This window comes from Streptomyces sp. NBC_01635, from assembly GCF_045209715.1.
Taxonomy (GTDB): domain Bacteria; phylum Actinomycetota; class Actinomycetes; order Streptomycetales; family Streptomycetaceae; genus Streptomyces; species Streptomyces hirsutus.
Map to the genome: position 1 here is coordinate 988,796 of NZ_CP109277.1, position 22,364 is coordinate 1,011,159.

Genomic DNA, 22,364 nt, shown 5'->3' on the forward strand with positions numbered 1-22,364 from the left:
CACAGAAGCCCGCCACCCTCACCCTCGTAGGAAGGGGGCATGCTCTCCGTGCTCTACGCAGCAGGCGCGCACGCCAACGACGGAACCGGGTGGCAGCTGCCCTCCACCGCAACGCTGGTGGCCGTGATCCTGGTGACTTTGGCCACAGTAGTGGGCGCCTGGCTGGCGCGGCGTGGATTCGGCCGGCCGACGCTTCTGCTGGCCGCCGCGTCAGGGATTTTACTGATCATTGCGGTCCTCGACCTTCTGCCCGACGCGTGGAACGAAGCCCATGAGACCGGCGTACCGCAGTGGACGGTGCCGCTCACCGCACTCGCCTCGTACGGGGTAATGGGCGCCGTGGTCCGTATGGGCTGCCCGTGCGAGCCGGGTCGTGCAGGCGGCATCGGCGCGGCATCGGGGCTCGCTCTGCACCGCTTCCTGGAGGGGGCGACCCTGGCGCTAACCGCCTCAGTCGCCGTGGTGGCGGCGCTCCTGGCGCACGCGGCCGGCGAGGGCCTGGCGCTGGCCGCTCTGCTGGGGGCGCAACCGAGGCGGCGCGTGGCTCCATGGATCGGGCTGGCCTGCTTGAGTCCGGTCGCGGGAGCCTTTGTGACGAGCGCTTTGCCGATTCCGGACGGCCTCATGCCGCTGCTGCTCGCCTTCGTTGGCGGCGTAATCGCGCAGGCGGCGTGGGTGGCGCTCAGACTCGCCCATCAGCAGCGGCCCGGGGACCGGCGAGTCCTCGGCCTCCCGGCTGCGATGGCGATGCCTCTCGCAGCCGTCCTCACCGCGCTCGTCGTCCTTTTCGGGGCAGTCAACCGCTGAACGCGACCGGTCGCACGAGGGCGATGAAGGTCGCGGGAACCAGCGGGCGCGGCCGTACGATTTTCTACCCTCGGCCCGCGAGGTGGTGGTGCTTGGCCTTTTGGGCTTGCGCGTGCACCAGACGCGCCTGCAAGCCGGCGACACCTCCTCGGGTTCGTACTGCTACCGCCACTGACCGCTTGTGCTCCGCGAGCATCGGCGCTGGCGCTCGCGGCGGTTGCCGCCGCGGTGGCGAGGCCCCTGCCTGTCATGTCGGCCCCTGGGCGTTCCGGGCGGCGGACAGCACGACAAGCCCCTGGATGCCGGCAGCTTCGCACTGACCGCGTGCCCCACGACGCCAGGCCACGCCGATCTCAGGCGTGGTCGACCCCTGGCAATGTCCGCCCGGAACAGCCGCAGCCTGCACAGTGAGCTGATTCCAACCTGCCGGCGACGTCCGCCAGTTGGGCGGCTCTGCAACGCGATGAAGCTCCTGATAGGAGGTGTCACGACCAAGATCCACCGTGCCCTGCGGTGACAACGAGCCTGCCTTTGTGCCACCTATCGTGCTTCGGCGAGGAGTGCGCACCCCTCGTACGGACGGGTGGGCCGGGTGCGATCGCAAATCAGGCGCACCCCCGAAAGCGTCACAGGCACACAGACGCATGAGGCGCCGACCGCATCGTGCGCGCCAGCGCAGCCGATCTCACGACGAAGCCGCGCCGGAGCGCTCGGGCGCGGCTTCGTCGTCTCACGGCTCCGCGCAGAGGTCCCGTCAGGATGGTCCCCCGCGGGGCCTCGCCGTATCACCCACTGTCACACAACTATCACGAACTGGGCGGACCCTCCTGGACCAGGAGGCCCTGACCTGCGATTTCGAGCCTGCGCTGGAGTGGCTGGACGCCCATGGGCGGCCCTTACAACCTGCGCCATGTGGTACCGGCACGCGCCGGAGGCGCATCTCCTTGAGCGCCGTCCTTCCCGCCGCACCACAGGGCCCCAAGCACGCGAAGGTGTCTCGCCTTCCCCCATCGGTTGCAGCCGGGCCCGGAGTTCTCGCCCTCACCGGCGGATGAGAGAAGCCAAGATCCGGACCATTGACGGGCCAACGAAGTCGTATCAGGAGCAACTTATGTCATCGACACAGGCCAGAGACACGCAAGCGCCGTACCACCAGCAGACGAAGAACCTACTGGGAGCACTCCGACACGGCCCCCGTTATGTTTTCCGCGGTCCTGCAAGAGGGCCGCCGGCCTCCGGGCCCGGCATGACTGTGTCCCCCTGTCGAACGGATGACCTGGGGGGTGGTGTCACCGGGCCCGAGGGGTGCCGTCGGAGACGCTGATCAGAGACCCGACCACCGCCCGGCCGGGCGCAATGCCCGGCCAACCGCGGGCGGCAGGTCTGCATAACGTGGATGCGCGAGAACGGACCCACCGCCGAGGCCGACACCGGATCGAACGATGCGGGGGCACGGTGATCGAGATCGACCAGGTGGGCGTCTTCCTCGGCCTGGACATCGGCAAGAGCACCCATCACGGCCACGGGCTGACCCCGGCCGGGAAGAAAGTGTTCGACAAGCAGCTGCCCAACAGCGAGCCGAAACTGCGGGCCGTCTTCGAGAAACTGGCCGCGAAGTTCGGCACCGTCCTCGTCATCGTGGACCAGCCCGCCTCCATCGGCGCCCTTGCGCTGAGCGTCGCCCGCGACGCGGGCTGCCAGGTCGCCTACCTGCCCGGACTCGCGATGCGGCGGATCGCGGATCTCTACCCGGGCGAAGCGAAGACCGACGCCAAGGACGCCACGGTGATCGCGGACGCGGCCCGCACCATGCCCCACACCCTGCGGTCCCTGGAACTCGCCGACGAGATCACCACCGAACTGACCATGCTGGTCGGCTTCGACCAGGACCTGGCCGGCGAGGCCACCCGCACCAGCAACCGCATCCGCGGCCTGCTCACCCAGTTCCATCCCAGCCTCGAACGCGTCCTCGGCCCGCGTCTGGAGCACCGGGCGGTCACCTGGCTCCTCGAACGCCATGGCTCCCCGCAGGCCCTTCGCAAAGCAGGCCGCCGCAGGCTCGTCGAGGTCATCCGCCCCAGAGCCCCGCGCATGGCCGAACGGCTGGTCGACGACATCTTCGACGCCCTCGACGAGCAGACCGTCGTGGTCCCCGGAACCGGCACTCTCGACGTGATCGTGCCCTCGCTGGCCAAGTCGTCGGCCGCCGTCCACGAGCAACGCCGGGCCCTGGAAGCCCAGATCGCAGCCCTGCTGGAGGCCCACCCTCTTTCCAAGGTCCTGACGTCGATGCCCGGTGTCGGCGTCAGGACCGCCGCAGTTCTCCTGACAACCGTCGGCGACGGCGGCTCCTTCCCGTCCGCCGCCCACCTGGCCTCCTACGCCGGCCTCGCCCCCATCACCCGCCAGTCGGGCACCTCGATCCATGGCGAACACGCCCCCAGAGGGGGAAACCGCCAGCTCAAACGCGCGATGTTCCTCTCCGCGTTCGCCGCCCTGCACGATCCCGCCTCCCGCACCTACTACGACCGATGCCGGGCCCGGGGCAAAACCCACACCCAGGCCCTCCTCCGCCTCGCCCGCCACCGCATCAGCGTCCTGTTCGCCATGCTCCGCGACGGAACCTTCTACGAACCCAGAACCCCACGCCTCGCTTGACGAAAGACATAGAGGCCCCCCCGCCCGGACCGGCCGTCACCGGCATGGCACTGCGTACCGCGACCGTGCAGCTGATCCGCGCTGCGAGCGTGGCGGGCCTGCCGGTCCTGACCCTGCCCGGAGTGCAGAGCCCGGTCGGCCCCGTCGGGCTCAGTCTCGTCGCGACCGTCGGAAGCGATCGCGCCCTGACCGCCGCACTCGCCGATCACACCGCCGGCTCCGCGTCCCTGACACCGTCCTGACACCCCTGCCCGCCTCCCTGCCGGAAGCGTGGAGTGCTGCCCCGATGACCGCACCGGCCGGCACCGTCGCCCTTGCCGGGAACGTCGTCCATCCGGCCCGGCGGCCGCAGCCTGTCCGGTACCTCCGACGGCAGCCGGTACGGCAGCGCCGCCGGGAACGCCCGGTCGCTCGGGCTGAACCGCGCCTTCTCCTCACCCTTACCGAGTCGGCACTCCGGCACCGGCGGTCGGTGACGCAGGATGAGGATCCCCACGTCCGTGTTCCGATCGCCCATCGGCATCGGGGCGCCGTCCGCGAGGCCATCCGAGTCCTTCAGGTCCTGGACCGCACCCTTCCCACCGGCGCCATCACCGTGACCACGTCCGACCGACTCACCGCCATCGCCGGCCACGCGCTGAGCCGATGAGCCCGTACCCGGAACCGAGGAGTCGTTTTACCGAGGAGTTGTTTTTCGACAGCTCCCGGCCCGTCAGGCGGATGCCTGTCCGCTGATTTCCGCCAGCAACTCCAGCGACCTCAGCCATGCCTTCCTGTCGATGGCCGAGGAGACGACGATCAGCTCGTCCGCCTGGGCGAGCTCGGTGAAGCGGTCCAGGTAGTCCTTGACCTCGGCGGGGTTGCCGACGGCGGTGTACCGGAGCATCTGCAGAACCTGCTGTCCGGCGGGGGTCTCGAGGATCATGTCCGCCTCCTCCGGCGTGAACGTCCGGCCGCCTCGGCCGAGCATCTGGGTCACGCGGTGTCGCTTCGTGGCATGGAGATGCTCCTGGGCGTCTTCCGTCGTGTCCGCCGCGATGAGGTTGACACCGGCGATGACGTACGGCTTGTCCAGTTGCGCCGACGGCTGGAATTCGCGCCGGTAGAGGGCGACGGCGTCCCGCAGCGCGTTCGGGGCGAAGTGGGAGGCGAAGGAGTACGGAAGCCCGAGTGCGGCGGCGAGCTTCGCACCGAACAGGGACGAACCGAGAATGTACAGCGGCACGTCGGTGCCCTTGCCCGGTGTGGCGTCGACACCCGGTATGCGGGACTCACCTGCCAGGTAGCCCTGCAGCTCCAGCACGTCCTGCGGGAAGGTGTCCGCCGACCCGGGGTCGCGGCGCAGCGCACGCATCGTCTGCTGGTCGCTGCCCGGTGCCCGGCCCAGGCCCAGGTCGATGCGGCCGGGATGCAGCGTCGCCAGGGTTCCGAACTGTTCGGCGATCGGCAGCGGTGCGTGATTGGGCAGCATGATGCCGCCGGCGCCGAGGCGGATGGTCCGCGTGTGCGCGGCGATGTGCGCGATGAGCACGCTGGTCGCCGAGGACGCGATGGTCGGCATGTTGTGGTGTTCCGCGTACCAGATCCGCCGGTAGCCCCACTCCTCGGCGTGCTGGGCCATGGTCACGCTGGCCTGGAAGCTGTCGGCGGCGGTTTCGCCCTCGCCGATCTGCGCCAGGTCGAGGATGGAGAGCGGGACAGTCACGGGGAGCGGACCTCTCGGAGAGACGGACGCCGGTACATGGCGCGGGCACTTCGAATGCCGACCGTGCCCGTGTCCGGGAACCCTGATGAAGCCCGGGATATTTCGGTGCTCCTGTCCACCGGCCCGTCAAAGGCACCGAGCGGTAAGCCGGTCGCTACCGCGGGGACGGTGGCGGGAGGGGGACGGTCACGTCCGGTATGCGCTCGAAGGGGCGGACAGGGATGCGGGTCGAGCACGAGGGGCGCTGTGCGGTGGCGGCTTCACCGGGCGGAGCGCCCAGGCACCCGGTCCGGTACCACCACCTCAAGGCCCATCCGCAGGTCGAACTCCGGGACGGACCGACGAGGCACGTCACCAACCGGGCGGCCGCACCGTGCCCATCACACGGGTCACGGTGATCTCGATGACCACGCGCTCGGGGTTGGGGCGGGGAGGCCGGTAGCGCTCGGCGTAGCGCCGTTCGGCCTCGGCGACGGAATCCGGATCGTCCTTGACCAGCGCGGTGCCTTCGAGGGTGCACCAGCGGCGCCCTTCGACCTGGCTGACCGCGACCGTCGCGCCGGGTCCGGCCGCCCTGACGTTGCGGACCTTCTTGCTGCCGACGCTGCTGATGACGCGTGCGATGCCGGCCTCGGGATCGAAGGTGACGCCCACGGGGACGAGATGAGGGCTGCCGTCCAGGCGGTGGGTGGCCAGGAAGCAGATCCGTCGTTCCTGCCAGAAACGGTCCTCCTCCGCCCCGGGCGGAGGTACGTCGGTTGTCATGGTGGTCCTTCGTCGAGCCAGTAACGCGCCGATCCTCCCCCAGCCCTGCAGCCTCCGAGCACCGGGTCTCTCCGGTCAGGCGAGAGGGAAGGGCCAAGAGGGTGGAAAAGGCAGGGCAACCTTCCACGACCGCGGCGGCCGCCGAGTGATCGAGATCGTGTCCCGGCCGTGTACGAGTGAACGTCGGCTCGTCCGCCGGCCACCCCCGCCGCAGCACGCACGCGTTGCCGCCTTCGACGCTCTCACCGCGCGCCGCGAACAGTTGGAAGCACAGCACGAGGCCAGGGTCGGCGGCATCGCCCACGAGCTGCGGACCCCGCCGACTCGGGACAGTCGCATGATGTCCGGTTCGTGATCATGCGAGTCCCGGGAGAGCGATCGGGCGTCGTGTGCCGCGGACGTGGTACAAGGCCTCCACCGGGTGATGTGCCCCGGGTCCGGTGGATCCACCTTGCTGGACGGATGATGCTCCAGACGCTCAAGAAGGCTTCTGTGCCCCGCAGTCACCCGGCCGGGTTCCGGCGCAAGGTCCTCGGTCCCGTCGAAGCCGGCCGACCGGTCCGGTAGAGCCCGCGCCCGAGCCGAAGGCTGGGTCGGTGAGATCGAAGGGCTCGACCTCACCCTCCGCCTCCTCGGCGCCAGGCGCGACGACACCCGCCGTCGCGCCCAGCGCCCCGTCGTCGACCTCGGCATCCCCACCCCAAGAACCACAGGAGCCCCATGACTGGCTGGAGCCCGTCCGGCAACTGATCACAGGGCGGGCTCGTGGAGGCACAGGATCAAGAAATCAGAACAACTCCGGCACGGCAGGGGCGACCGGCTTGCCGAACCGCGTGGCCGAGCGTACGGAGCCGCTCGCCCCACGGCCCTGCCGCGCTCAGCGACCGAACGGTCATCGTCGCAGGCGTAGCGGGTGAGCGTCGCAACCAGCCGTGCCGGCGGTTGAACGAGGGCCGCCCGGTGGCGCCGCGGAAGGCAGGGGAAGGATGGGGCCGCCCCTGGCCGCACAGGGCCCGGATGTGGAACGTTCTCGACCAGGCCCCGGCGTGCACCGCGCTCTGGATGTCTGATACATCTGACCTCGTTGTCATGCACCCGTCGACCAGGTGGGGGGAAGCCCGCACGTGTCGGCAGGCGTCGGACGGGAGCCCGCGCGTGCGGGCGGATGGGGGAAAAAGACGATGACGTATCGACGTGCGCTCGCACCCGCGGTCGTCGGGGCGCTTGCGCTGGCGGGGCTGCTGTGGTGGGCGGGGAGCAGCGCCCACGCACTCAGCCTGCCCGGCGCCACACGGTTCTTCGGGCCCGACCAGGCGAACCGCCTGGCCGCTTGGACGATGCCCTGGTCGACCGGCTCCCCGTCCTCAGCCCGGTTAACCGACCCCGCGGGCGCACCCGGCCACGGCGCGGACTACGCGGCCCTGAGGGAGACCGCCATGCGGGTGCGCTACACCGTGCTCGTCTTGCTCTTCGCGTGCGGCGCGGTGCCCCTGCTGCGCCGGCTGTCGGACCGCGGCGCCGGGCGCGCGGCCGTCGCCGTGGCGGCCCTGTGGGGCTGGGGCATCGTTGCGGCCGTGCTCGCCGTCACTGTGTCCGCACCCTGGATGGTCGCTTCCGGCGGCTCCGCCGCGTTCCGGCTGCTGCCCGGCCTCGCGAGCGCCATGTCCCAGGGCCGCGAACTGCCGGTGGGCGCCGCCCTGGTCGCCGCCGCGGCCGCCGTCGGCCTCATGACCCTGCTGCGGCCCGAGGTGACACCCCCACCTGGCCGGTCCGTGCCGACCCCGGCCACCGCGCGGCTCGCCGCGACCCTGGGCACCACCGTGGTCGCCATCGCCCTCGCCGTCCTGTCCAACGACCGGGTGGCTGGGCGCATACAGACCGGGTCCACCGGCAACGGTCAGCTGTCCGAACCCGGTGATCTGCTGCGGCAGTGGATCCAGCTCGGCGCCTGGACCCTGCCCACCGGCTCCGCTCCCGGGCGCTGGCTGCTGTACCGGCTCGGCGACGTGGCACTGCTCGCCCTGGTCTGGTGGGGGCTGCGGCTGCTGACCGTCCTGCTCGACCGCGTCACCTACCCCGCCTACTCGCTCGGCGCCGTCGCCGCCACCACCCTGGGCGTGGTGGTGAGCGGCCTCTGGCACTCGCTCCTCTCCTATCAAGGCAGCACCGGTGGGCCCCTGCTCTACTACGTCTCCGTAGGCTCAGGCGTGTCGGCGGCGCTCGTCTTCGGCATCCTCGCCGGCTGCGCCGGCACGTTGACCGTCCGGATCCGCAGCCGCGCGCAGCAGCCCGCCCCGCCAACCCCGTAAACCCGACCGGCCTGACCGGGCCGGCTGAACGGCGAAGCACCGAAGACCCACAGGACACCGCTGTCCCCGCTCGCGGTCCGCCGGACGGGTAAAGCCCGGACGTGGCACCGATGGGTGACAACGCCTCCGGGCCCCGGCTCACCGTTACCGTGTGCGATCCGAGCTGGATGCCTCGTCGGTCGTTCAGCGAGCAGTGGCTGCTCGAGGATGTTCTCGGCATCCGGGAAGCCGTCGAGGACGACCGGCAGGGGCGGCGCACGCAGGGCGTTCCAGACCTCTTGGTACTCCAGCGGCGCTTCATGTCCTGAACCGCGTCTTCGGCAGGGGCAGCGGCGGGCGGCGGGCGGCGGCCTGGCGACGTCTTCTCCAGGCCGACCGGTTCAGTGCGTGGGTGACGGTCGGCTCGCGGTCGGAGGTCCGGGCCTTCGGCAGGCAGAGCTCCCGGTCCACCGGGGCCCGGCCCGAGGCGGTGGCGTGGGCGGCGAACCGGCCACCGAGCGGGAGCGCGTCCTGTGCGCGGCCTTCGCACGGGTACTGAACGTGCCCACGGTGGGTGGGGACGACGGCTTCTTCACCCTCGGCGGGTGGCCGCCCGGGGATCCCGCCGGCCGGAGACACGGCCCGTGCCGCGGCGAGTGCGGAGGCCGGAGGGCGAGTGAGGCGCGGTGCGGCCTCCCGGCACCCTCGTGCCGGGAGGCCGCACGCCTCGCTCCGCCGGCACCGCGCCGCGCCGCGCGCTACTCGGTGCGCAGCGCGGTGGCCGTGCGGGTCCTCGCCCCCCAGCCGGCCGGGGCCAGCGCGCCCAGCACCACCGCCGCCCGCCGGGCACCCAGCCCGTCGGCTCCCGCCTCCCCGGCGGCAGCCATCAACGCCTGGTAGTCCACCGACAGCACCTCGGTTCCGGCCGCGTCCTGGCGGTGAGGTACTGCCTGGCGCGGCCCCACCGGCTTCCTCTGCGACACCCCGTCGGCCACCACGGCGGGCGCATCCGCCTCGGCCAGCGCCTCCAGATACTGCTCCAGACCGATCACCCGGCACCGGAGCACCTCTTCCGCCTCCGCCAGAGCCGCCCGAACCCGCTCCAGCTCGGCCTCGAGTTCCTCCACCCGCACCGCCGCGGCCATCCGCCGCGTCTCCAGAACCGCCCGCATCGATGGCACCCGCCACCCCCACAACATCTCGACCAGCAACGGACCGAGACTCCCGCGAAAACCGCGCTCTCATGCCTGACCAGCAGAAACCACACACGAGGTTCGGAAAGAGAACGACCTCTGGCAGCCGCAGTGCGACAGGACAGCCTCCGCGATCTGCTGGGCGGGTGTGAGGTGCGTGGTGTCCACGACTTCGGCCTCTGCGTGCAGCCACGTGCGGGCCGCCTCGGCAAAGGGCTCAAGCTATCGGAGGCGGAACGGGAAGTTGGGGCCAAGAACGGTGTCGCCCGCGATGCGCCCGCGGACGGTGTCCTGGTCGGCATGGAGGACGAAGTGCCGGACCGGAATATCGTGCTGGGCAAGGCCCGAGCTGATCTCGCGTCCGTACCGTTCGACCAGGACCGTCATGGGCATCACCAGGGCGCCGCGTGCAGTTCAGGACGCTTCGGGCGATCTCGACCACGAGGGCCACCACAGCGGCCAGTGCTGGAAGTTGTCCGTCGTGGGCAGCCCTGGATCGATGATGTCCATGAGTGTCTAGTGCTGTGACCGCATAGGTTCGCCGGGTTGGTGGTCGTGGCGGTTGGATGTGCGGTGACGTCCGATCCGACTGCTGGAGGTGCGGTAGCCGAGCCTGTCCGTGTGCGCAGGTTGACCGACCAGGAGGGGCAGAAGCTGCAGCAGATCGTGCGCCGGGGTAGCACCAGTTCGGTGCGATACCGGCGCGCGATGATGCTGCTGGCCTCAGTCGGCGGCAACCGGGTGCCGGTGATCGCCCAGCTGGTCCAGGCCGACGAGGACACCGTCCGGGACCTGATCCATCGGTTCAACGAGATCGGCCTGGCCTGCCTGGACCCTCGGTGGGCGGGAGGCCGTCCTCCCCCAGGCTCCGCCCGGGGGCACCCCCAGCCTGCTCAGCCCTGACGACGAGGACTTCGTCGTGGCGACGGCCACTACCCGCCCGACCAAGCTCGGTCAGCCCTTCACCCGCTGGTCCATCCGCAAACTCGCCGCCTACCTGCGGAAAGTCCACGGCCGTGTGATCAGGATCGGACGAGAGGCGTTACGGTGCCTGCTCGCCCGCCGCGGCATCACGTTCCAGCGGACCAAGACGTGGAAGGAGTCGCCCGACCCGGAGCGCGACGCCAAGCTGGACCGGATCGAGGAGGTGCTGGAGCGTTTCCCGGACCGAATGTTCGCGTTCGATGAGTTCGGGCCGCTCGGGATTCGCCCCACCGCCGGGTCGTGCTGGGCCGAGCAGGGCCGGCCCGAGCGGCATCCTGCGACCTACCACCGCACTCACGGGGTGCGCTACTTCCACGGCTGTTACTCGGTTGGCGACGACACGTTGTGGGGCGTCAACCGTAGGAAGAAGGGCGCCGCGAACACCCTGGCCGCGCTGAAGTCGATCCGGGCCGCCCGCCCGGACGGCGCCCCGATCTACGTGATCCTGGACAACCTGTCCGCCCACAAGGGCGCCGACATCCGCCGTTGGGCAAGGAAGAACAAGGTCGAGTTGTGCTTCACCCCGACCTACGCCTCGTGGGCGAACCCCATCGAGGCGCACTTCGGGCCGTTGCGACAGTTCACCGTCGCCAACTCCCACCACCCTAACCACACCGTGCAGACCCGGGCTCCGCACGCCTACTTGCGATGGCGCAACACCAACGCCCGCCACCGCGACGTCTTGGCCGCCGAACGCAAGGAGCGTGCCCGCATCCGCAGCGAGAAGGGCCTCCGCCGGGGCGGCAGACCCCTGCCGACCGCGGCCTGACCACCCAACCCGGGCGCCGCTAGGAGTTGGCAGCCTTTGCCACGACGCGGGCGAGTTCGCGGGGGCGGGTGGCCATCGGCCAGTGGCCCGAGTCGAGTTCCACGTACTCAAGGTGGGTAGCGCGGGCGAGCTCAGGACTCTCACCGGCGGCGATCCACTTCTCGGCCTGGGTGGGGGTGAACTCGGGACAGACAACCACAACGGGGACGTCGAAGCGGCGCTCGTCGGTCAGGCGCACGACTCCCTGGCGACCGCCTCGGGGACAGGAACGGCGGCGGACGCGAAGCGGTCCCGGGCCTGCTGGTCCAGGTCAGCGGCGTCCGCGCCCTCGAAAAAATCCCAACCCGGAAAGCTGGCCGCTCTGGCACTCCAGCATGCGTACGACGTCGACTTCGGATGGGGAGACGGGTTCTCAGTACCGCGCCCCCGCCGTAGTGGTTCAGTGCTCGCAGAGGGAGAACTCGCGTTCGTAGAGCTGCTCGTTGTGTTCGTCGACGAAGAACTTCCTTTCCTGCATGAGCTCCTCGCGGTACGTCTTGGCCTGCTCCAGCGTCATGGTCGCGGTGTCGGACCAGGGCTGCTGCGGCGGTACGTCCGAGGTCGAGACGATCCGCTGCGTCGGGTCGACGAGGAAGAACACGAGGATCTTGCGGTGGCCCGGGCGGGTCGGGTCCGCGAGGCGGAAGGCGTCCACGCGGTGCTGGAGGACGTTGGGAAAGGCCAGGCAGCGGCCCTCCGGGGTCGGTACCGCGCCCAGCGCCTGGTTCAGGGCATCCTCGTCTTCGAGGCCGTAGACCTCGCGCAGCCCGGTGTCGTCGTTCTGTTCGTAGTGCGGGTCGTCGAGGGCGGCGCGGAATCCCAGCCGGCTCTCGGTGATGTTCTCGCTGTCCCAGTAGTAGATGCCGGTCGAGACGATCCGCTCGTTCAGCATGCCCTCGACGTGCCAGGAACCGCCGGCGTACTCGGGCTGGTCCGGGGTGAGGTGGACGGTGGCCAGCTTGACGATGACCTGGAGGCGGCGGCCGCGCAGGTCGATGCGGGCGGAGGCGTCGGGCAGGGCGGGCGGGCTGAACTCCGGGGCGTCCGGGACGATCGGGTGGCGGTTCTCGAACCACTCCTCGTACGCCTCGTCCCAGGCGGCGCGGGCCTCCAAGTAAACATCGTTGTCGGGGTAGGACGACTTGTGCGGGTACTCCGGCTCGGAGTCGTACCAGCTGTAGGGGTCGGCCTTGATCCGCAGGGGCCGCGGGTGCCGCAGATCGGTGAGCACGTTCTCGAACAGCGGGCGCAGGCGCGCGAACAGGTCCGGCAGGACGGACTCCAGTGCGCGGTGCTCTTCGGGGTGGACGTTGTTGACGTACGAGCGGAAGGCGACGGCTCCGTCTTCGCTGACGTCGGCGTCCGTGGGCAGCCACTGGAACCGCTCCGAGAACTCGTACTTCGCGTAGTGGTTCGTCGGGTTCTGCCACGCCTGCTCGGGACCTCCGCTCGCCTCCCTCACCAGACAGAACAGGGAGGGATGGACGAGGTCCAGCACCTGGCCGTCGGATCCGGGGTGCCAGTCCCGCGCCACTTCGGGGGCCTCTTCAAGGACCCGGACCGCCTCGCGCAGCCGGGTCCTGAGCTGCTCGTTGACGAGGGTGTCCGACTGCCAGACGCCGTCGACCGCGGAGACTTCGATGCCGGTGCGCGCGTCCCGCAAGGCGGCGTAGTGCTCCAGCTCGGCGAGGACGTAGCGCACCTGAGCTTCGGTCATGCCCTGCGCCATCGCCTCCTGCGTCCACCGGGCGGCGATGTCGGCGTCGTTCATTTTGTCGAACCACGCGGGCTTGGCGCGCAGGTGCGAACTGCACTGCACCATCTGCAGCTCCCGCAACGTCCGGGGCGTCGTGAACGCCGGGGAACGGGTGCTCTGGAAGGGAAGCGGGAAGGCGGACAGGCCGGTCACTGCTGATGATCCTCACGGTCGGTGTGCGGTGCCGGGAAGGATAGCCCGGGGCGCTGACACCCCCGCGGCGGCCCCGGGGCCTCCCCACACGGCGCGGGGCTGAGGGTGGCCACGGGCGATCCAGCCCGATGGCCGGGTGGTTCCCGGCCACGATCAGCGGCACCTCGGCGCGCATGCTGCAGCCGGCGTCGTCGTCGGGGATGCCAGCGTCAGGTGCGGCAACGGGGTCTCGCTTTCTCCAGCCAGGGTGCTGTCACGTTGGCTGTCCGGGTGGGATGATCTTCGGGTTGGTCATGGTGGAGGGGGACCGCCCGTGGACAGTGCGCCGTCGTACAGGGGGCACCGGTATCCGGTCGAGGTGATCTCGCACTGCGTGTGGCTGTACTTCCGCTTCCCGCTGTCGTTCCGGGAGGTCGAGGAGCTGATGCTGGAGCGCGGCATGATCGTCTCGTACGAGACGGTCCGGCGCTGGTGCCTGAAGTTCGGTCAGCAGTACGCCAACGGCCTGCGCCGCCGACAGCCCCGGCCCGGCGACAAGTGGCATCTGGGCGAGGTCTTCATCAGGATCAACGGTGAGCGGAAATACCTGTGGCGGGCTGTCGACCAGGACGGGATGGTGCTGGACATCCTGGTGCAGAGCCGCCGGGACACGGCTGCGGCCAAGCGCTTCTTCCGCCGCCTGTTGAAGAAGACGGGCTGGGTGCCGCGGGTGATCGTCACGGACAAGCTCTGCTCCTACGGCGCGGCCCACCGCGAGGTCATGCCCTCCGTCGAGCACCGTTCCCACAAGGGCTTGAACAACCGGGCCGAGAACAGCCACCAGCCCACCCGGCAGCGCGAACGGGCGATGAAAGGCTTTCGCAGTGTGGGCGCCGCGCAGCGGTTCCTGGCCGCGTTCAGCGGCATCTCACCCCACTTCCGGCCCCGCCGCCACCCGATGACCGGCACCCAACACCGCGCCGAGATGACCGTCCGCTTCGCCCTCTGGGAGCAGGTCACCGGCGTCACCGGCTGGCCTGCCGCGGCCTGAGCCCAGGGCCGGCACCCGGCCCCACCACACCTCGACACGCCGTCAGACACCCACACACCCAACAACGTGACAACGCCCGTAGCCGGGATCGTTGGCGCTGAACAGGCGGAGCCACACGGCGCCGATCGGCTGCCCGCCAGCGTCGACGGCGACCGCCCCAAGATCACCTGCCCGGGGCCAACCCTCGACGTAGTGGGCCGTCTGGCGGTCTCCCAGGACCTGCTCACGGCTGACCTGCTGCCGAGCGGGGTCCCAGTTCACAGCGGCTACCAGCATGTCCGCGAGGAACTCCGCGTCGTCGCCTGTGGCTGTCCGCAACGAAAATCCGCTGTCGCTCATACGGCAGATCTTCTACGACCAGCCGTCAGATTGCACCACCTTCCCGGCGAACCTTCCCGGTCACAGCACTAAACGTTATTCACATGGGCTAGGAGCGCTCGGGGGCCATTGTCTGGGTCGGCGATAACCGAGGTGCGCATGGTCACCGGGATGAACGTCCCATCCCGACGTGCGAGCCGCAGCTCGGCCCTGCCACCCTCGGCAGGCATCCGTAGCAGTGTCCCGATGTCATCCGGATGCACAAAATCAGCGAGAGAGTAACGGCGCATCGCTGAGGCAGGACGGCCCAGCAGACGGCACAGTGCGTCGTTGACACGGAGGATCCGGCCGTACTCGTCTCCGCCCATCTCCGTCACGGCGATCCCAGACGGTGCGTACTCAAAGATCTGTCGCAACGACTCTTCGTTGGCTCGAAGGACCTTCTGCTCGCGCTCCAGCCGGACCAGAGCCCGCTGCATGTTCGCTCTGAGGCGCGCATTGGTGACGGCAACGCCAGCGTGGAAGGCGTACGCGCGCACGGCCTCTCGTGCAGCCCGATCGGGCAATCGGCCTTCGCGCGGTCGGCAGAGGGATATCACACCGATCAACTCGCCCTGGTTTCCGCCGGGTGGCCCACTGGTGAACATGGACGCGTACAGTCGGTCCTCAGGATGCCACTCACCGGCCGTGGTCGGGTTGGGGGCGTCATCGATCCATTCGGGGACACCGTCCTCCGAGAGCCCTTCGCTATCGCTGTGAGAGATGAAACGCAGTCCGTCCCAGTCCTCACCCATCGATAGACGCTGGTCCCACGCGAATCGTGCGCCAACCCGCCCGGTCAACAACATCTCTGCCTCGCTGTCGCCTGCCATGGCCGCGACGACGAGATCGCCGTCGGGCCGCACCAGGTTCACCAGGGCGCATTTGAAGCCGAAGCCATTGACGATGCCATCAGCGACGGCCTGAAGAGTTTCGGCCAGCGACCGAGCGGTGTAGAGGTCGGCGATCGCCACATCGGCCAGAAACGTTTGGGGCGGGGTCAGTTCAGAGACGGGGGAAGTGGTGGCCAGTGGCACAAACGCCGGATTTCGAACGAATGGAACCTGACCGAGACGGTTACGGCACAGCCGGTGCGGCCGTGGCCGGTCCCGGGTCGCCAGGCGTGTGCTTAGTCGGGCGAAGACGGTGTCGAGGTCGAGGAAGGGCGGTCCGCTCGGCACACCGTCTCGCAGCACGGTGATCAACTCTCCGGTAAATGCAGTGAGAGGCTCGCCCGGCGGTGACAGCGCGACAGCTGTCTCAGCTGCTGCTGCCAGGAGGAATGTTCCATCTACCTCCAAGGCGGCGGCGTCCGACTGGACACCAAAGGCACGCGCGCTGTAGCAGCAGTCGAGGACGACAATCCGGCGAGCCGCTCGGCTCTTCTCAATCTCCCATCGAATCCATTCGTACGGCACCGCGGAATCGTGCACAGACGATCGCTCCGTACTTTCAACGGCCAGATGCAGCTGGCCCGTCCTTGGGTCGATCAGGCCGTGTCCCGCGTAGTAGAGCAGCAGAGTGTCAGTTGCCTCGCTCACAGCTTGCTGGACAGCTCTCGACAGGTCACGGGGAATAATCGGATTGGACAGGGCCGTGCAGTGCTCCGGCGGCAGTCGCCAGGCGGCCTTGAAGAAGTCTGCCAAGGCAAGGAGGTTGCCGCGCACAGCTGGCAGATCGTCCAGCTCCGTGAACTCGCTGGCTCCGGCAAGCACAATCCGTGTCCTGGCTGGATCAGGCAGTTCTAAACCTTCTGGGACTGTCGACGCCTGCCCGCTCACCGCCATAGCACCCGTGTTCCACCCATTCGTGCTCATTCGGCGAGTACGCGACGCATGATCTCTTCGGCTTCGGCGGAAGAGTGACCGGCAATTTCCACCTTCACACCATCGGGCCGTTCGACGATCAAGGTAGGGGGCTGTGGCCGCGTGGCGCGCCAGGAAGCAATCGACACAGCAAGTGAGGCCGCGCTGAAGCCACCACTGAGCAGGAGAGAGACGATGTCGATGACATCACCCTGCTGCCCGGGTACCGCGGGCCCGGCTGTCCCCGGCACGGCCTGAACATGACGTCGCACACCGGGATCGGCATTCAACCACTGCTCCAGGGAGCGCAGTTCTCCCTCCGCTCCATCACTGCTGCACTGAACGGTGATCTCCACGGATGCCCCCACTCCTTGTTGCTGATGATCCATCAACTATATGCTCGATAAGGAACGGGACTGCTGCAGGAGACGGTGGCGGAGCGGTCGCTGTGGCCGGTGATCCGGACGGTCCAGGCCCGTCCGGGGACGCGCTCGGTGGAGGGTTCGCTGTAGGCGGTCGTCACGGCCGTCCGTTCTGGTTGCTCGAGGGGTGTCGGTCCACTACGGGCTACCCGCTCGGTGGCCGGTAGCAGGCATCGATGGATGTCGGGCGCTGTCCCGGGAGAGGGCGCACCGGGATGGGCGGGTGTTCCGCCGGGCGGGCCCGGGCAGGGCTCTCCACGGGCTTCGGACAGCGACTGGATGAAGGGGCCGCGGGCGGTGTCACTGCTGCTCCACCCTGCCTGGCATGTCTGCAACTGCTCGCCTCTCCTGGGCCCTTGGCGTGTTGTCCAGGCTGTGAAGAACTTCGGGCACGTCCACTTCGTGCGGCATGAGAAGGGTACGGAAGGCGTGCAAGTCACCGCGGCCGAGCAGGAACGGCAAGGTCAATGGCACCACGCGACAGCGCTTCCCGGAGGAGGTGCGGCGCATGCAGCAGCTGCCCCGGGGCCAGGTCGCGGGTGCCGTGCCGGTGCTCGACGCCGGCCCGGGCGATCCACCGCAGTAATTCGTCATGCCGAAGGCCGTGAAACTGCCCGATGTTCTCAGCCCTGATGGGCGGCCGGCCGAGCTGCGTGAGGTGGTGGGGCGCTCCGCCAGGTGGCCGGCACTCTGGCCGGGCCGGCCGAGCGGGATATCTCGCACCGGGACATCAAGCCGGACGGTCGCGGGAGGGTGGCGACCGGCAGTGGCGGTGGAGAACGGCCAGGCCCCGGGCCGGTGGCCCGCCGCGCGGTGTGTGTGCCATGACCGGGTCCGGCCAGGGCGGCTGATGCGGAAGCGTAGGAAGGCGGGCAGCTCTCCCCTGCGCCGCACGGCCGTGATGTCGTCGGTGGTGAAGCCGTCGCCCACGGCACTCCCTTCCCCGCTGTGCGTCGCAGCGGCACGAAACGGCGCGTACCGGCGGTCACGGCAGTGTCGCCTGCGCGGGCAGGGCGTCTGTGCGGGCCGGCTCCGGGCGGACCGTGAAGCGGGAGACGATGAGGTGGTCTCGCGTCCGGTGCCCCTTCCGGCGGACCGGTGCCGGGAGGTGCGGCAGGCCGTGGGCGGCTGTCCGCAAGGGTGGTGTGTGCCCGGGACAGCGGCGACGGTCCCGTTTGGGTGGGTAGCATCCGGCAGCAACAACCCCCGTATGAAGGAGCGTGCCGCGTGGCCGCTGAGCCGGAAGAGCCCACCACCCAGAGCCTGCAGAGCCAGTACGCGGCCCAGTTCGCCGACCACCTCGCGGCCAACCGGGAGGAACAGGCCCGTCTGCGCAAGCGTCTTGAGCAACTCGAGGCGGACGAAGCCTGGCTGATCAAGGCGCTGGAGACGGTGTCCGCCCCGGCCGAGGCCGGTGCCGGCGCCCAGGCGCCCGAGGGCGAGCCGGCACCGCCGCAGGACAACACGTCCGGGCCCACCGAGCCGACCGAAGCGACCGAGTCGGCCGAGCCGTCCGAAGCGACCGATGTTGAGGCTTCCGCGGCCGTGCCCCAGCAGCGGCAGGACCAGCCGGCCGAGGCACCCGCGAAGAAGACCACGGCCAAGAAGGCCACGGCGAAAAAGCCGGGGATGAAGAAGACGGCGAAGCAGGCACCGGCGGCCAAGGCCGGTGAACCGTCCCTGGGTGAGCTGCTGTTGACCGTCCTCGGCAAGCACGCCGGGCAGCCGCGCACCGCGGGCGAGGTCACCGGCGACCTGGAGCGGGAGTACCCCGAACGGGCCCGTGACATCAACACCGTGCGCAACACCCTGGAGCGGCTGGTCGCCAAGAGCCGCGTCGAGCGGACCAAGCAGAAGAACACCGTGCTGTACACCGCCGTGACCGAGCCCGCGCCCGCCGCGGACGACGCAGCCGCAGAAGCGTCCCCGGCCGCCGAGACGGCCGGCGCCGCGGAGACCGCGAACACCGAGAAGGTGCCGGCGCAGGCCTGACTCCCTCACCCGACGCGGTGGCACCGGCCGGGCCGGACGCCAGTCCGCAGCGTGATGCGTGTGGCCGGACAACAGCACTCAGCTGGTGAGGAGTTGGAAGTGCGCTGCCGGGCGCCTGTGCGTGGCCGCCACGTGGCTGCCACGCACAGGCGCCCGGCGGCATCCCGCCGCGAAGGGGGACCTGGTTCAGGTGGGCCGGACGGCGGAGCTGCGCCGCGCCGGAGGCATGTTGTGCCGCTCGAGAAGTCATCGTCGCCGGTCAAGCGGTGCAGCGGTACTCGCTGATCACGCCGCCGAGGAGCCGGGTCCGCAGCACCCGGCGGACCTCGCGGGCGTGCACTGCGACGTCGGACCGTTCCTCGGCGTCAGGGGGTAGTCGGCGACGGGCCCGGTGAGGGCGGTACGCGGTGAAGTGCCGTGGGTGGGCGGCCCGGACGTGGCGGGCGTGGGCCCCGTTCATGATCAGGACGCGGTCGAGCATCTCGCGCCGGATGCTGCCAATGATCCTCTCGCCGTGGGCATGCGGCCGAGGGGCGCTGCCAACCTGCCCACCACGGCCTGAACACAGGCCCGGGCCGCGGGCCCACCACGTCCCGACGCGCCACCAGACAGTCACGCACCCAACAACGTAACAACGCCCCCCGCCGACATCACCGCTCGACTTTGCGGCAAATCGTGATCATGCAGGTCAACGCCTTGCGTGATCCGACACGGCGAGTCGGCTCCGAGGTACGATTCATACCCGAATACTGCGACTTGCACCCTGTGTAATGAGTCGATAACGGTTCATGAGCGCGATTCGCCGCAAAGTCGAGATCACCGACCGCCGGACACACCAACCGTGGTACACGACCAAGACGACCCCGGCGTTCAGCGACATGGTCGTCAAGCTCCACCGGACGATCATCACCGCCCGTCATATTCGCAACCCCGCAGGTCGACCCAGCCGCGAGGAAATCGCGGCGGTCATCCGCGCCTGGGAAGCCGCAGCGGCATAGAGCACCCCGCACCAAGATCACGACCCGCTGCAAAGTCGAGCAGACGGCCGACAACGGCACCCGTCTCATTTACCACTCTGCCGCCGGCGCCCTGTCCGTCCATCAAGACGGACACTCCGTGGCCGCTGCCTGTGGCGTCGCCCCGAGGTCCTCGCCCTACTGCGGCACATCGCGGCTCAGGATGGATGGAAGACACTGCTTGGTTGCCGTGCCACCACCTCACCGAGGCGGATTGCGATGATTCAGATGCGTCAGTTCACCGCGTGGTTGCGCCGCCGGGATCCGGGCCTCGCCGCCATGCGGCGGGCGGCCAGGACCGCGGTGGTGATGCCGTCCCTCTTCGCGCTGTGCACCCAAGTCTTCCACGCGCCGGTCACGGGCACCTTCGCCGCGTTCGGCGCGTTCGCGATGCTCTTGCTGGTCGAATACACCGGCCCCGTGGTGCAGCGGCTGCGCGCGCATGCGGCGCTCGGCGCGGCCTGGCTGGTGCTGGTCTCACTGGGCACCCTCGCGTCGCGGTCGGTCTGGATCGCGACTGCTGCGACGCTGGTGGTGGGCTTCGTCGTGCTCTTCTCGGGCGTGGTCAGCTCAGTCCTGGCCGGCGCCACGACGTCGCTGCTGTTGGCGTTCATCCTGCCGGTATCTTCGCCCGCTCCCCTGGCCCAGCTGCCCGACCGGCTGATCGGCGTGGTGCTGGCGGCCGGGACGTCCCTGATCGCGGTCTGGCTATTGTGGGCGAGAACGCAGGCCGATCCGCTCAGCGCGCCGGCGGCTCGGGTCTGCCGAGCTGCGGCGGTGCAGTTGCGCACCGATGCGGACTACTTCACGGGCCGTGCCGCCGGTCCCGCCTTCGGGGAGTGCCGTGCCTGCGCCCAGGAGACCAGGTCGAGCACACAGAAGCTGCGGCAGGCGTTCACCGCCACCCCCTACCGGCCCACCAGCCTGTCCACCGGGTCCCGGGCACTGGTCCGCCTGGTCGACGAGCTGACCTGGCTGAGCGCGATCCTCGCGGAGGCCGCCCCCGCCGTCGAGGACGGTTCGACGGGTACCCGGCAGTCCTCAGTGGTGCGCAGGGCCGCTGCCGCCGTACTGGAACTGGCGGCGGAGATGCTCGATGATCCGCGCATCACGCCGGACCGCCTGCGCGCCGGGGTGGAGGAGCTCCGTCATGCATTGACCGCGCTGGAGGACGGGGCGGTCAACCGGCTGCCGATGCCGGACGGCGGCTCCGGTGGCAGGCGTGGCCTCGACACCTTGGTCGACAGCCTCGACGTCACCTTCCGGGCTCAGGAGGTGGCCTTCGTCGTCCTGCAGATCGCCCGGAACGTCGACATCGCCCGGACCGCCGATCACCGCAGCTGGCCGGACCGCCTGCTCGGCCGCGAGCCCGGATCCCCTACCGGTCGCCTGACCAGCGCCACGGAACGCGCCGCCGCACATGTCGAGCCGCACTCCGTATGGCTGCACAACAGCATCCGCGGCGCCATCGGCCTGGGCCTCGGCATCGCACTGGCCGACGTGACCGGCGTCCAGCACGGCTTCTGGATCACGCTGGGCATCCTGTCGGTGCTGCGGTCCAACGCTCTCAGCACCGGGCAGAACGTCTTCCGCGCCCTCGGCGGCACCCTGGTCGGCTCGGTCCTGGGCGCCGGTCTGCTCCTGCTCATCGGACACAACACGACCGTGCTGTGGATCCTGCTGCCCGTCGCAGTGATGGCCGCGGGCGTCGTCCCGGCCGTGATCTCGTTCGCCGCCGGGCAGGCGGCCTTCACGCTTGCCCTGGTGATCCTGTTCGACATCGCCCAGCCAGCGGGCCTGTCGGTCGTCCTGTTCCGTATCGAGGACATCGCGCTCGGCTGTGCGGTGAGCCTAGTCGTCGGCCTGCTCTTCTGGCCGCGCGGCGCGTCCGCCGCCCTCGCCAGGACGTTGGCGGAGGCGTATGTCGACAGCGCGCGCTATGTGCTCGGGGCAGTGGGCTATGCGGCGTCCTGCTGTACTTTCAGGCCCGAAACCATCGAGCGCCCGCAGGAGGGCCGCCGGGCGGCGGCCGCGGCGCGCCGACTGGACGACGCCTTCAGGACCTACCTGGCCGAGCGCGGAGCAAAGGACGTCTCGTTGTGCGAGACGACGACTCTGATCACCGGTGTCGTAGGGCTCCGTCTGGCCGCCGACGCGGTCCTGGAGCTGTGGCGGCGGGCCCCGGGCGGCCGACCGCTCGAGGACCGCGCCGCCGCGCAGAGGGAGCTGCTGGTCATGGCGGAACGGGTCTTCCGGTGGTACGAGACCCTGGCCGAGGGGCTGGAGAGCGAAGGGCCGGTGCCGGAGCCTCTGGAGTCCGACCGGGAGCACAACGCCCGGCTGGTCGAGGCGGTCCGCCGGGACCTGCGTGATGCGGACGGGCGGGCGGCGGGGACCGGCATCCGCATCATCTGGACCGGCGACCATCTGGAAGCAGTGCGGCGGCTCCAGTCGCCCATCGCGGCGGCAGCCGGTCACGCCGACGCGCGCGTTGCCGTAATCAAATCAGTTTGACTCCGCAGGTGTCGACAACCCACTCGGTCGCGCTCGGCATGCTCCCACCCATCGAGTTCGAGCTGAGGGCAACTCCCTCGCTCGCCTAGAGTCCAGCAACTCGACTCCACG

19 protein-coding genes and 5 pseudogenes are annotated in these 22,364 nt (G+C 69.8%); 13 read left to right on the plus strand and 11 right to left on the minus strand.

All coding sequences use genetic code 11. From position 1 onward, the window contains the following. Window positions 1-39: 39 nt before the first annotated feature. From OHB56_RS04850 to OHB56_RS04865, 4 genes are all read left to right on the plus strand, one after another. Window positions 40-807 (plus strand): hypothetical protein, encoded by a 768-nt coding sequence (locus tag OHB56_RS04850; RefSeq protein ID WP_406351804.1) that lies wholly within the window; start codon window positions 40-42, stop codon window positions 805-807. A gap of 1,455 nt (window positions 808-2,262) precedes the next feature. Further along, window positions 2,263-3,465, plus strand: coding sequence for an IS110 family transposase (locus tag OHB56_RS04855; protein ID WP_406351806.1), 1,203 nt, complete (start codon window positions 2,263-2,265; stop codon window positions 3,463-3,465). Between the two features lie 44 nt (window positions 3,466-3,509). Beyond that, window positions 3,510-3,707, plus strand: coding sequence for a hypothetical protein (locus tag OHB56_RS04860; protein WP_406351808.1), 198 nt, complete (start codon window positions 3,510-3,512; stop codon window positions 3,705-3,707). Window positions 3,708-3,937: 230 nt separating this feature from the next. After that, window positions 3,938-4,114 carry a hypothetical protein gene (locus tag OHB56_RS04865; protein ID WP_326756363.1) on the plus strand — a complete coding sequence of 59 codons (177 nt, stop codon included), beginning with the start codon at window positions 3,938-3,940 and terminating at the stop codon, window positions 4,112-4,114. Between the two features lie 63 nt (window positions 4,115-4,177). Here OHB56_RS04865 and OHB56_RS04870 read toward each other — a convergent pair whose 3' ends face one another. After that, on the minus strand, window positions 4,178-5,170 hold the full coding sequence (locus OHB56_RS04870) for an LLM class flavin-dependent oxidoreductase (protein ID WP_406351810.1): 993 nt from the start codon (window positions 5,168-5,170) through the stop codon (window positions 4,178-4,180). 221 nt (window positions 5,171-5,391) lie between these two features. Between OHB56_RS04870 and OHB56_RS04875 the strand changes: the two genes are divergently transcribed. Continuing rightward, window positions 5,392-5,568, plus strand: coding sequence for a nitroreductase/quinone reductase family protein (locus OHB56_RS04875; RefSeq protein ID WP_406351812.1), 177 nt, complete (start codon window positions 5,392-5,394; stop codon window positions 5,566-5,568). Here OHB56_RS04875 and OHB56_RS04880 read toward each other — a convergent pair. Beyond that, window positions 5,522-5,935, minus strand: a complete 414-nt coding sequence (locus tag OHB56_RS04880) for a pyridoxamine 5'-phosphate oxidase family protein (RefSeq protein ID WP_406351814.1) — start codon at window positions 5,933-5,935, stop codon at window positions 5,522-5,524. The genes OHB56_RS04875 and OHB56_RS04880 overlap by 47 nt on opposite strands. A 1,181-nt stretch (window positions 5,936-7,116) precedes the next feature. On the opposite strand from OHB56_RS04880, the gene OHB56_RS04885 reads away from it, so the two are divergent. After that, on the plus strand, window positions 7,117-8,244 hold the full coding sequence (locus tag OHB56_RS04885; protein WP_326756360.1) for a hypothetical protein: 1,128 nt from the start codon (window positions 7,117-7,119) through the stop codon (window positions 8,242-8,244). Between the two features lie 110 nt (window positions 8,245-8,354). Beyond that, window positions 8,355-8,552, plus strand: coding sequence for a hypothetical protein (locus OHB56_RS04890; RefSeq protein ID WP_326756359.1), 198 nt, complete (start codon window positions 8,355-8,357; stop codon window positions 8,550-8,552). A 429-nt stretch (window positions 8,553-8,981) separates the two neighbouring features. Here the strand turns inward: OHB56_RS04890 and OHB56_RS04895 are convergent, their stop codons facing one another. Both OHB56_RS04895 and OHB56_RS04900 read right to left on the minus strand, forming a co-directional pair. Then, the gene (locus tag OHB56_RS04895; protein WP_406351817.1) at window positions 8,982-9,395 is read right to left on the minus strand and encodes a hypothetical protein; all 414 of its coding nucleotides are present in this window, start codon (window positions 9,393-9,395) and stop codon (window positions 8,982-8,984) included. A 69-nt stretch (window positions 9,396-9,464) separates the two neighbouring features. Beyond that, window positions 9,465-9,926, minus strand: a pseudogene (locus tag OHB56_RS04900) (ATP-binding protein). A 63-nt stretch (window positions 9,927-9,989) separates the two neighbouring features. Between OHB56_RS04900 and OHB56_RS04905 the strand changes: the two are divergent. After that, window positions 9,990-11,169: pseudogene (locus tag OHB56_RS04905) on the plus strand (IS630 family transposase). 19 nt (window positions 11,170-11,188) lie between these two features. Here OHB56_RS04905 and OHB56_RS04910 read toward each other — a convergent pair. Beyond that, window positions 11,189-11,520 (minus strand): annotated as a pseudogene (locus OHB56_RS04910) (alpha/beta hydrolase); the annotation flags it as partial. Window positions 11,521-11,608: 88 nt separating this feature from the next. Beyond that, window positions 11,609-13,117 carry a DUF4246 domain-containing protein gene (locus OHB56_RS04915; RefSeq protein ID WP_406351819.1) on the minus strand — a complete coding sequence of 503 codons (1,509 nt, stop codon included), beginning with the start codon at window positions 13,115-13,117 and terminating at the stop codon, window positions 11,609-11,611. A 313-nt stretch (window positions 13,118-13,430) separates the two neighbouring features. On the opposite strand from OHB56_RS04915, the gene OHB56_RS04920 reads away from it, so the two are divergent. Beyond that, window positions 13,431-14,147 (plus strand): IS6 family transposase, encoded by a 717-nt coding sequence (locus OHB56_RS04920; RefSeq protein ID WP_406351821.1) that lies wholly within the window; start codon window positions 13,431-13,433, stop codon window positions 14,145-14,147. 42 nt (window positions 14,148-14,189) lie between these two features. Here OHB56_RS04920 and OHB56_RS04925 read toward each other — a convergent pair whose 3' ends face one another. The 4 genes and pseudogenes from OHB56_RS04925 to OHB56_RS04940 form a co-directional block, all read right to left on the minus strand. After that, entirely contained in the window at window positions 14,190-14,486 is a 297-nt protein-coding gene (locus OHB56_RS04925; RefSeq protein WP_326756356.1) for a hypothetical protein, read from the minus strand. Between the two features lie 71 nt (window positions 14,487-14,557). Continuing rightward, a pseudogene (locus tag OHB56_RS04930) lies at window positions 14,558-15,508 on the minus strand (PAS domain S-box protein); the annotation flags it as partial. A gap of 117 nt (window positions 15,509-15,625) precedes the next feature. Next, window positions 15,626-16,321: pseudogene (locus tag OHB56_RS04935) on the minus strand (caspase, EACC1-associated type); the annotation flags it as partial. Continuing rightward, on the minus strand, window positions 16,318-16,665 hold the full coding sequence (locus tag OHB56_RS04940) for an effector-associated constant component EACC1 (protein ID WP_406351823.1): 348 nt from the start codon (window positions 16,663-16,665) through the stop codon (window positions 16,318-16,320). The pseudogene OHB56_RS04935 and the gene OHB56_RS04940, both read right to left, overlap by 4 nt. A gap of 475 nt (window positions 16,666-17,140) precedes the next feature. Here OHB56_RS04940 and OHB56_RS04945 point away from each other — a divergent pair, with 475 nt between their 5' ends. Further along, complete coding sequence (locus tag OHB56_RS04945) at window positions 17,141-17,317, plus strand: hypothetical protein (protein WP_326756353.1); 177 nt, start codon at window positions 17,141-17,143, stop codon at window positions 17,315-17,317. Window positions 17,318-17,958: 641 nt separating this feature from the next. Beyond that, window positions 17,959-18,723 (plus strand): BlaI/MecI/CopY family transcriptional regulator, encoded by a 765-nt coding sequence (locus OHB56_RS04950; RefSeq protein WP_406351824.1) that lies wholly within the window; start codon window positions 17,959-17,961, stop codon window positions 18,721-18,723. Window positions 18,724-18,982: 259 nt separating this feature from the next. On the opposite strand, the gene OHB56_RS04955 is transcribed toward OHB56_RS04950, so the two are convergent. Next, the gene (locus OHB56_RS04955) at window positions 18,983-19,204 is read right to left on the minus strand and encodes a hypothetical protein (RefSeq protein WP_406351826.1); all 222 of its coding nucleotides are present in this window, start codon (window positions 19,202-19,204) and stop codon (window positions 18,983-18,985) included. Window positions 19,205-19,511: 307 nt separating this feature from the next. Here OHB56_RS04955 and OHB56_RS04960 point away from each other — a divergent pair, with 307 nt between their 5' ends. After that, window positions 19,512-19,721 (plus strand): hypothetical protein, encoded by a 210-nt coding sequence (locus tag OHB56_RS04960; protein WP_326756350.1) that lies wholly within the window; start codon window positions 19,512-19,514, stop codon window positions 19,719-19,721. A 237-nt stretch (window positions 19,722-19,958) separates the two neighbouring features. Next, entirely contained in the window at window positions 19,959-22,253 is a 2,295-nt protein-coding gene (locus OHB56_RS04965) for an FUSC family protein (protein WP_326756349.1), read from the plus strand. Window positions 22,254-22,364 lie beyond the last annotated feature (111 nt).

What these genes read in the sequence shown, in the direction of transcription:
- OHB56_RS04850 (WP_406351804.1), top strand. Translation starts at nt 40, where the DNA reads ATGCTCTCCGTGCTCTACGCAGCAGGCGCGCACGCCAACGACGGAACC.
- OHB56_RS04885 (WP_326756360.1), top strand. Translation starts at nt 7,117, where the DNA reads ATGACGTATCGACGTGCGCTCGCACCCGCGGTCGTCGGGGCGCTTGCG.
- OHB56_RS04955 (WP_406351826.1), bottom strand. Translation starts at nt 19,204, where the DNA reads ATGCTCGACCGCGTCCTGATCATGAACGGGGCCCACGCCCGCCACGTC.
- OHB56_RS04925 (WP_326756356.1), bottom strand. Translation starts at nt 14,486, where the DNA reads ATGAGCGACAGCGGATTTTCGTTGCGGACAGCCACAGGCGACGACGCG.
- OHB56_RS04880 (WP_406351814.1), bottom strand. Translation starts at nt 5,935, where the DNA reads ATGACAACCGACGTACCTCCGCCCGGGGCGGAGGAGGACCGTTTCTGG.
- OHB56_RS04860 (WP_406351808.1), top strand. Translation starts at nt 3,510, where the DNA reads ATGGCACTGCGTACCGCGACCGTGCAGCTGATCCGCGCTGCGAGCGTG.
- OHB56_RS04960 (WP_326756350.1), top strand. Translation starts at nt 19,512, where the DNA reads ATGAGCGCGATTCGCCGCAAAGTCGAGATCACCGACCGCCGGACACAC.
- OHB56_RS04890 (WP_326756359.1), top strand. Translation starts at nt 8,355, where the DNA reads ATGGGTGACAACGCCTCCGGGCCCCGGCTCACCGTTACCGTGTGCGAT.
- OHB56_RS04895 (WP_406351817.1), bottom strand. Translation starts at nt 9,395, where the DNA reads ATGCGGGCGGTTCTGGAGACGCGGCGGATGGCCGCGGCGGTGCGGGTG.
- OHB56_RS04945 (WP_326756353.1), top strand. Translation starts at nt 17,141, where the DNA reads ATGAGAAGGGTACGGAAGGCGTGCAAGTCACCGCGGCCGAGCAGGAAC.
- OHB56_RS04875 (WP_406351812.1), top strand. Translation starts at nt 5,392, where the DNA reads ATGCGGGTCGAGCACGAGGGGCGCTGTGCGGTGGCGGCTTCACCGGGC.
- OHB56_RS04965 (WP_326756349.1), top strand. Translation starts at nt 19,959, where the DNA reads ATGATTCAGATGCGTCAGTTCACCGCGTGGTTGCGCCGCCGGGATCCG.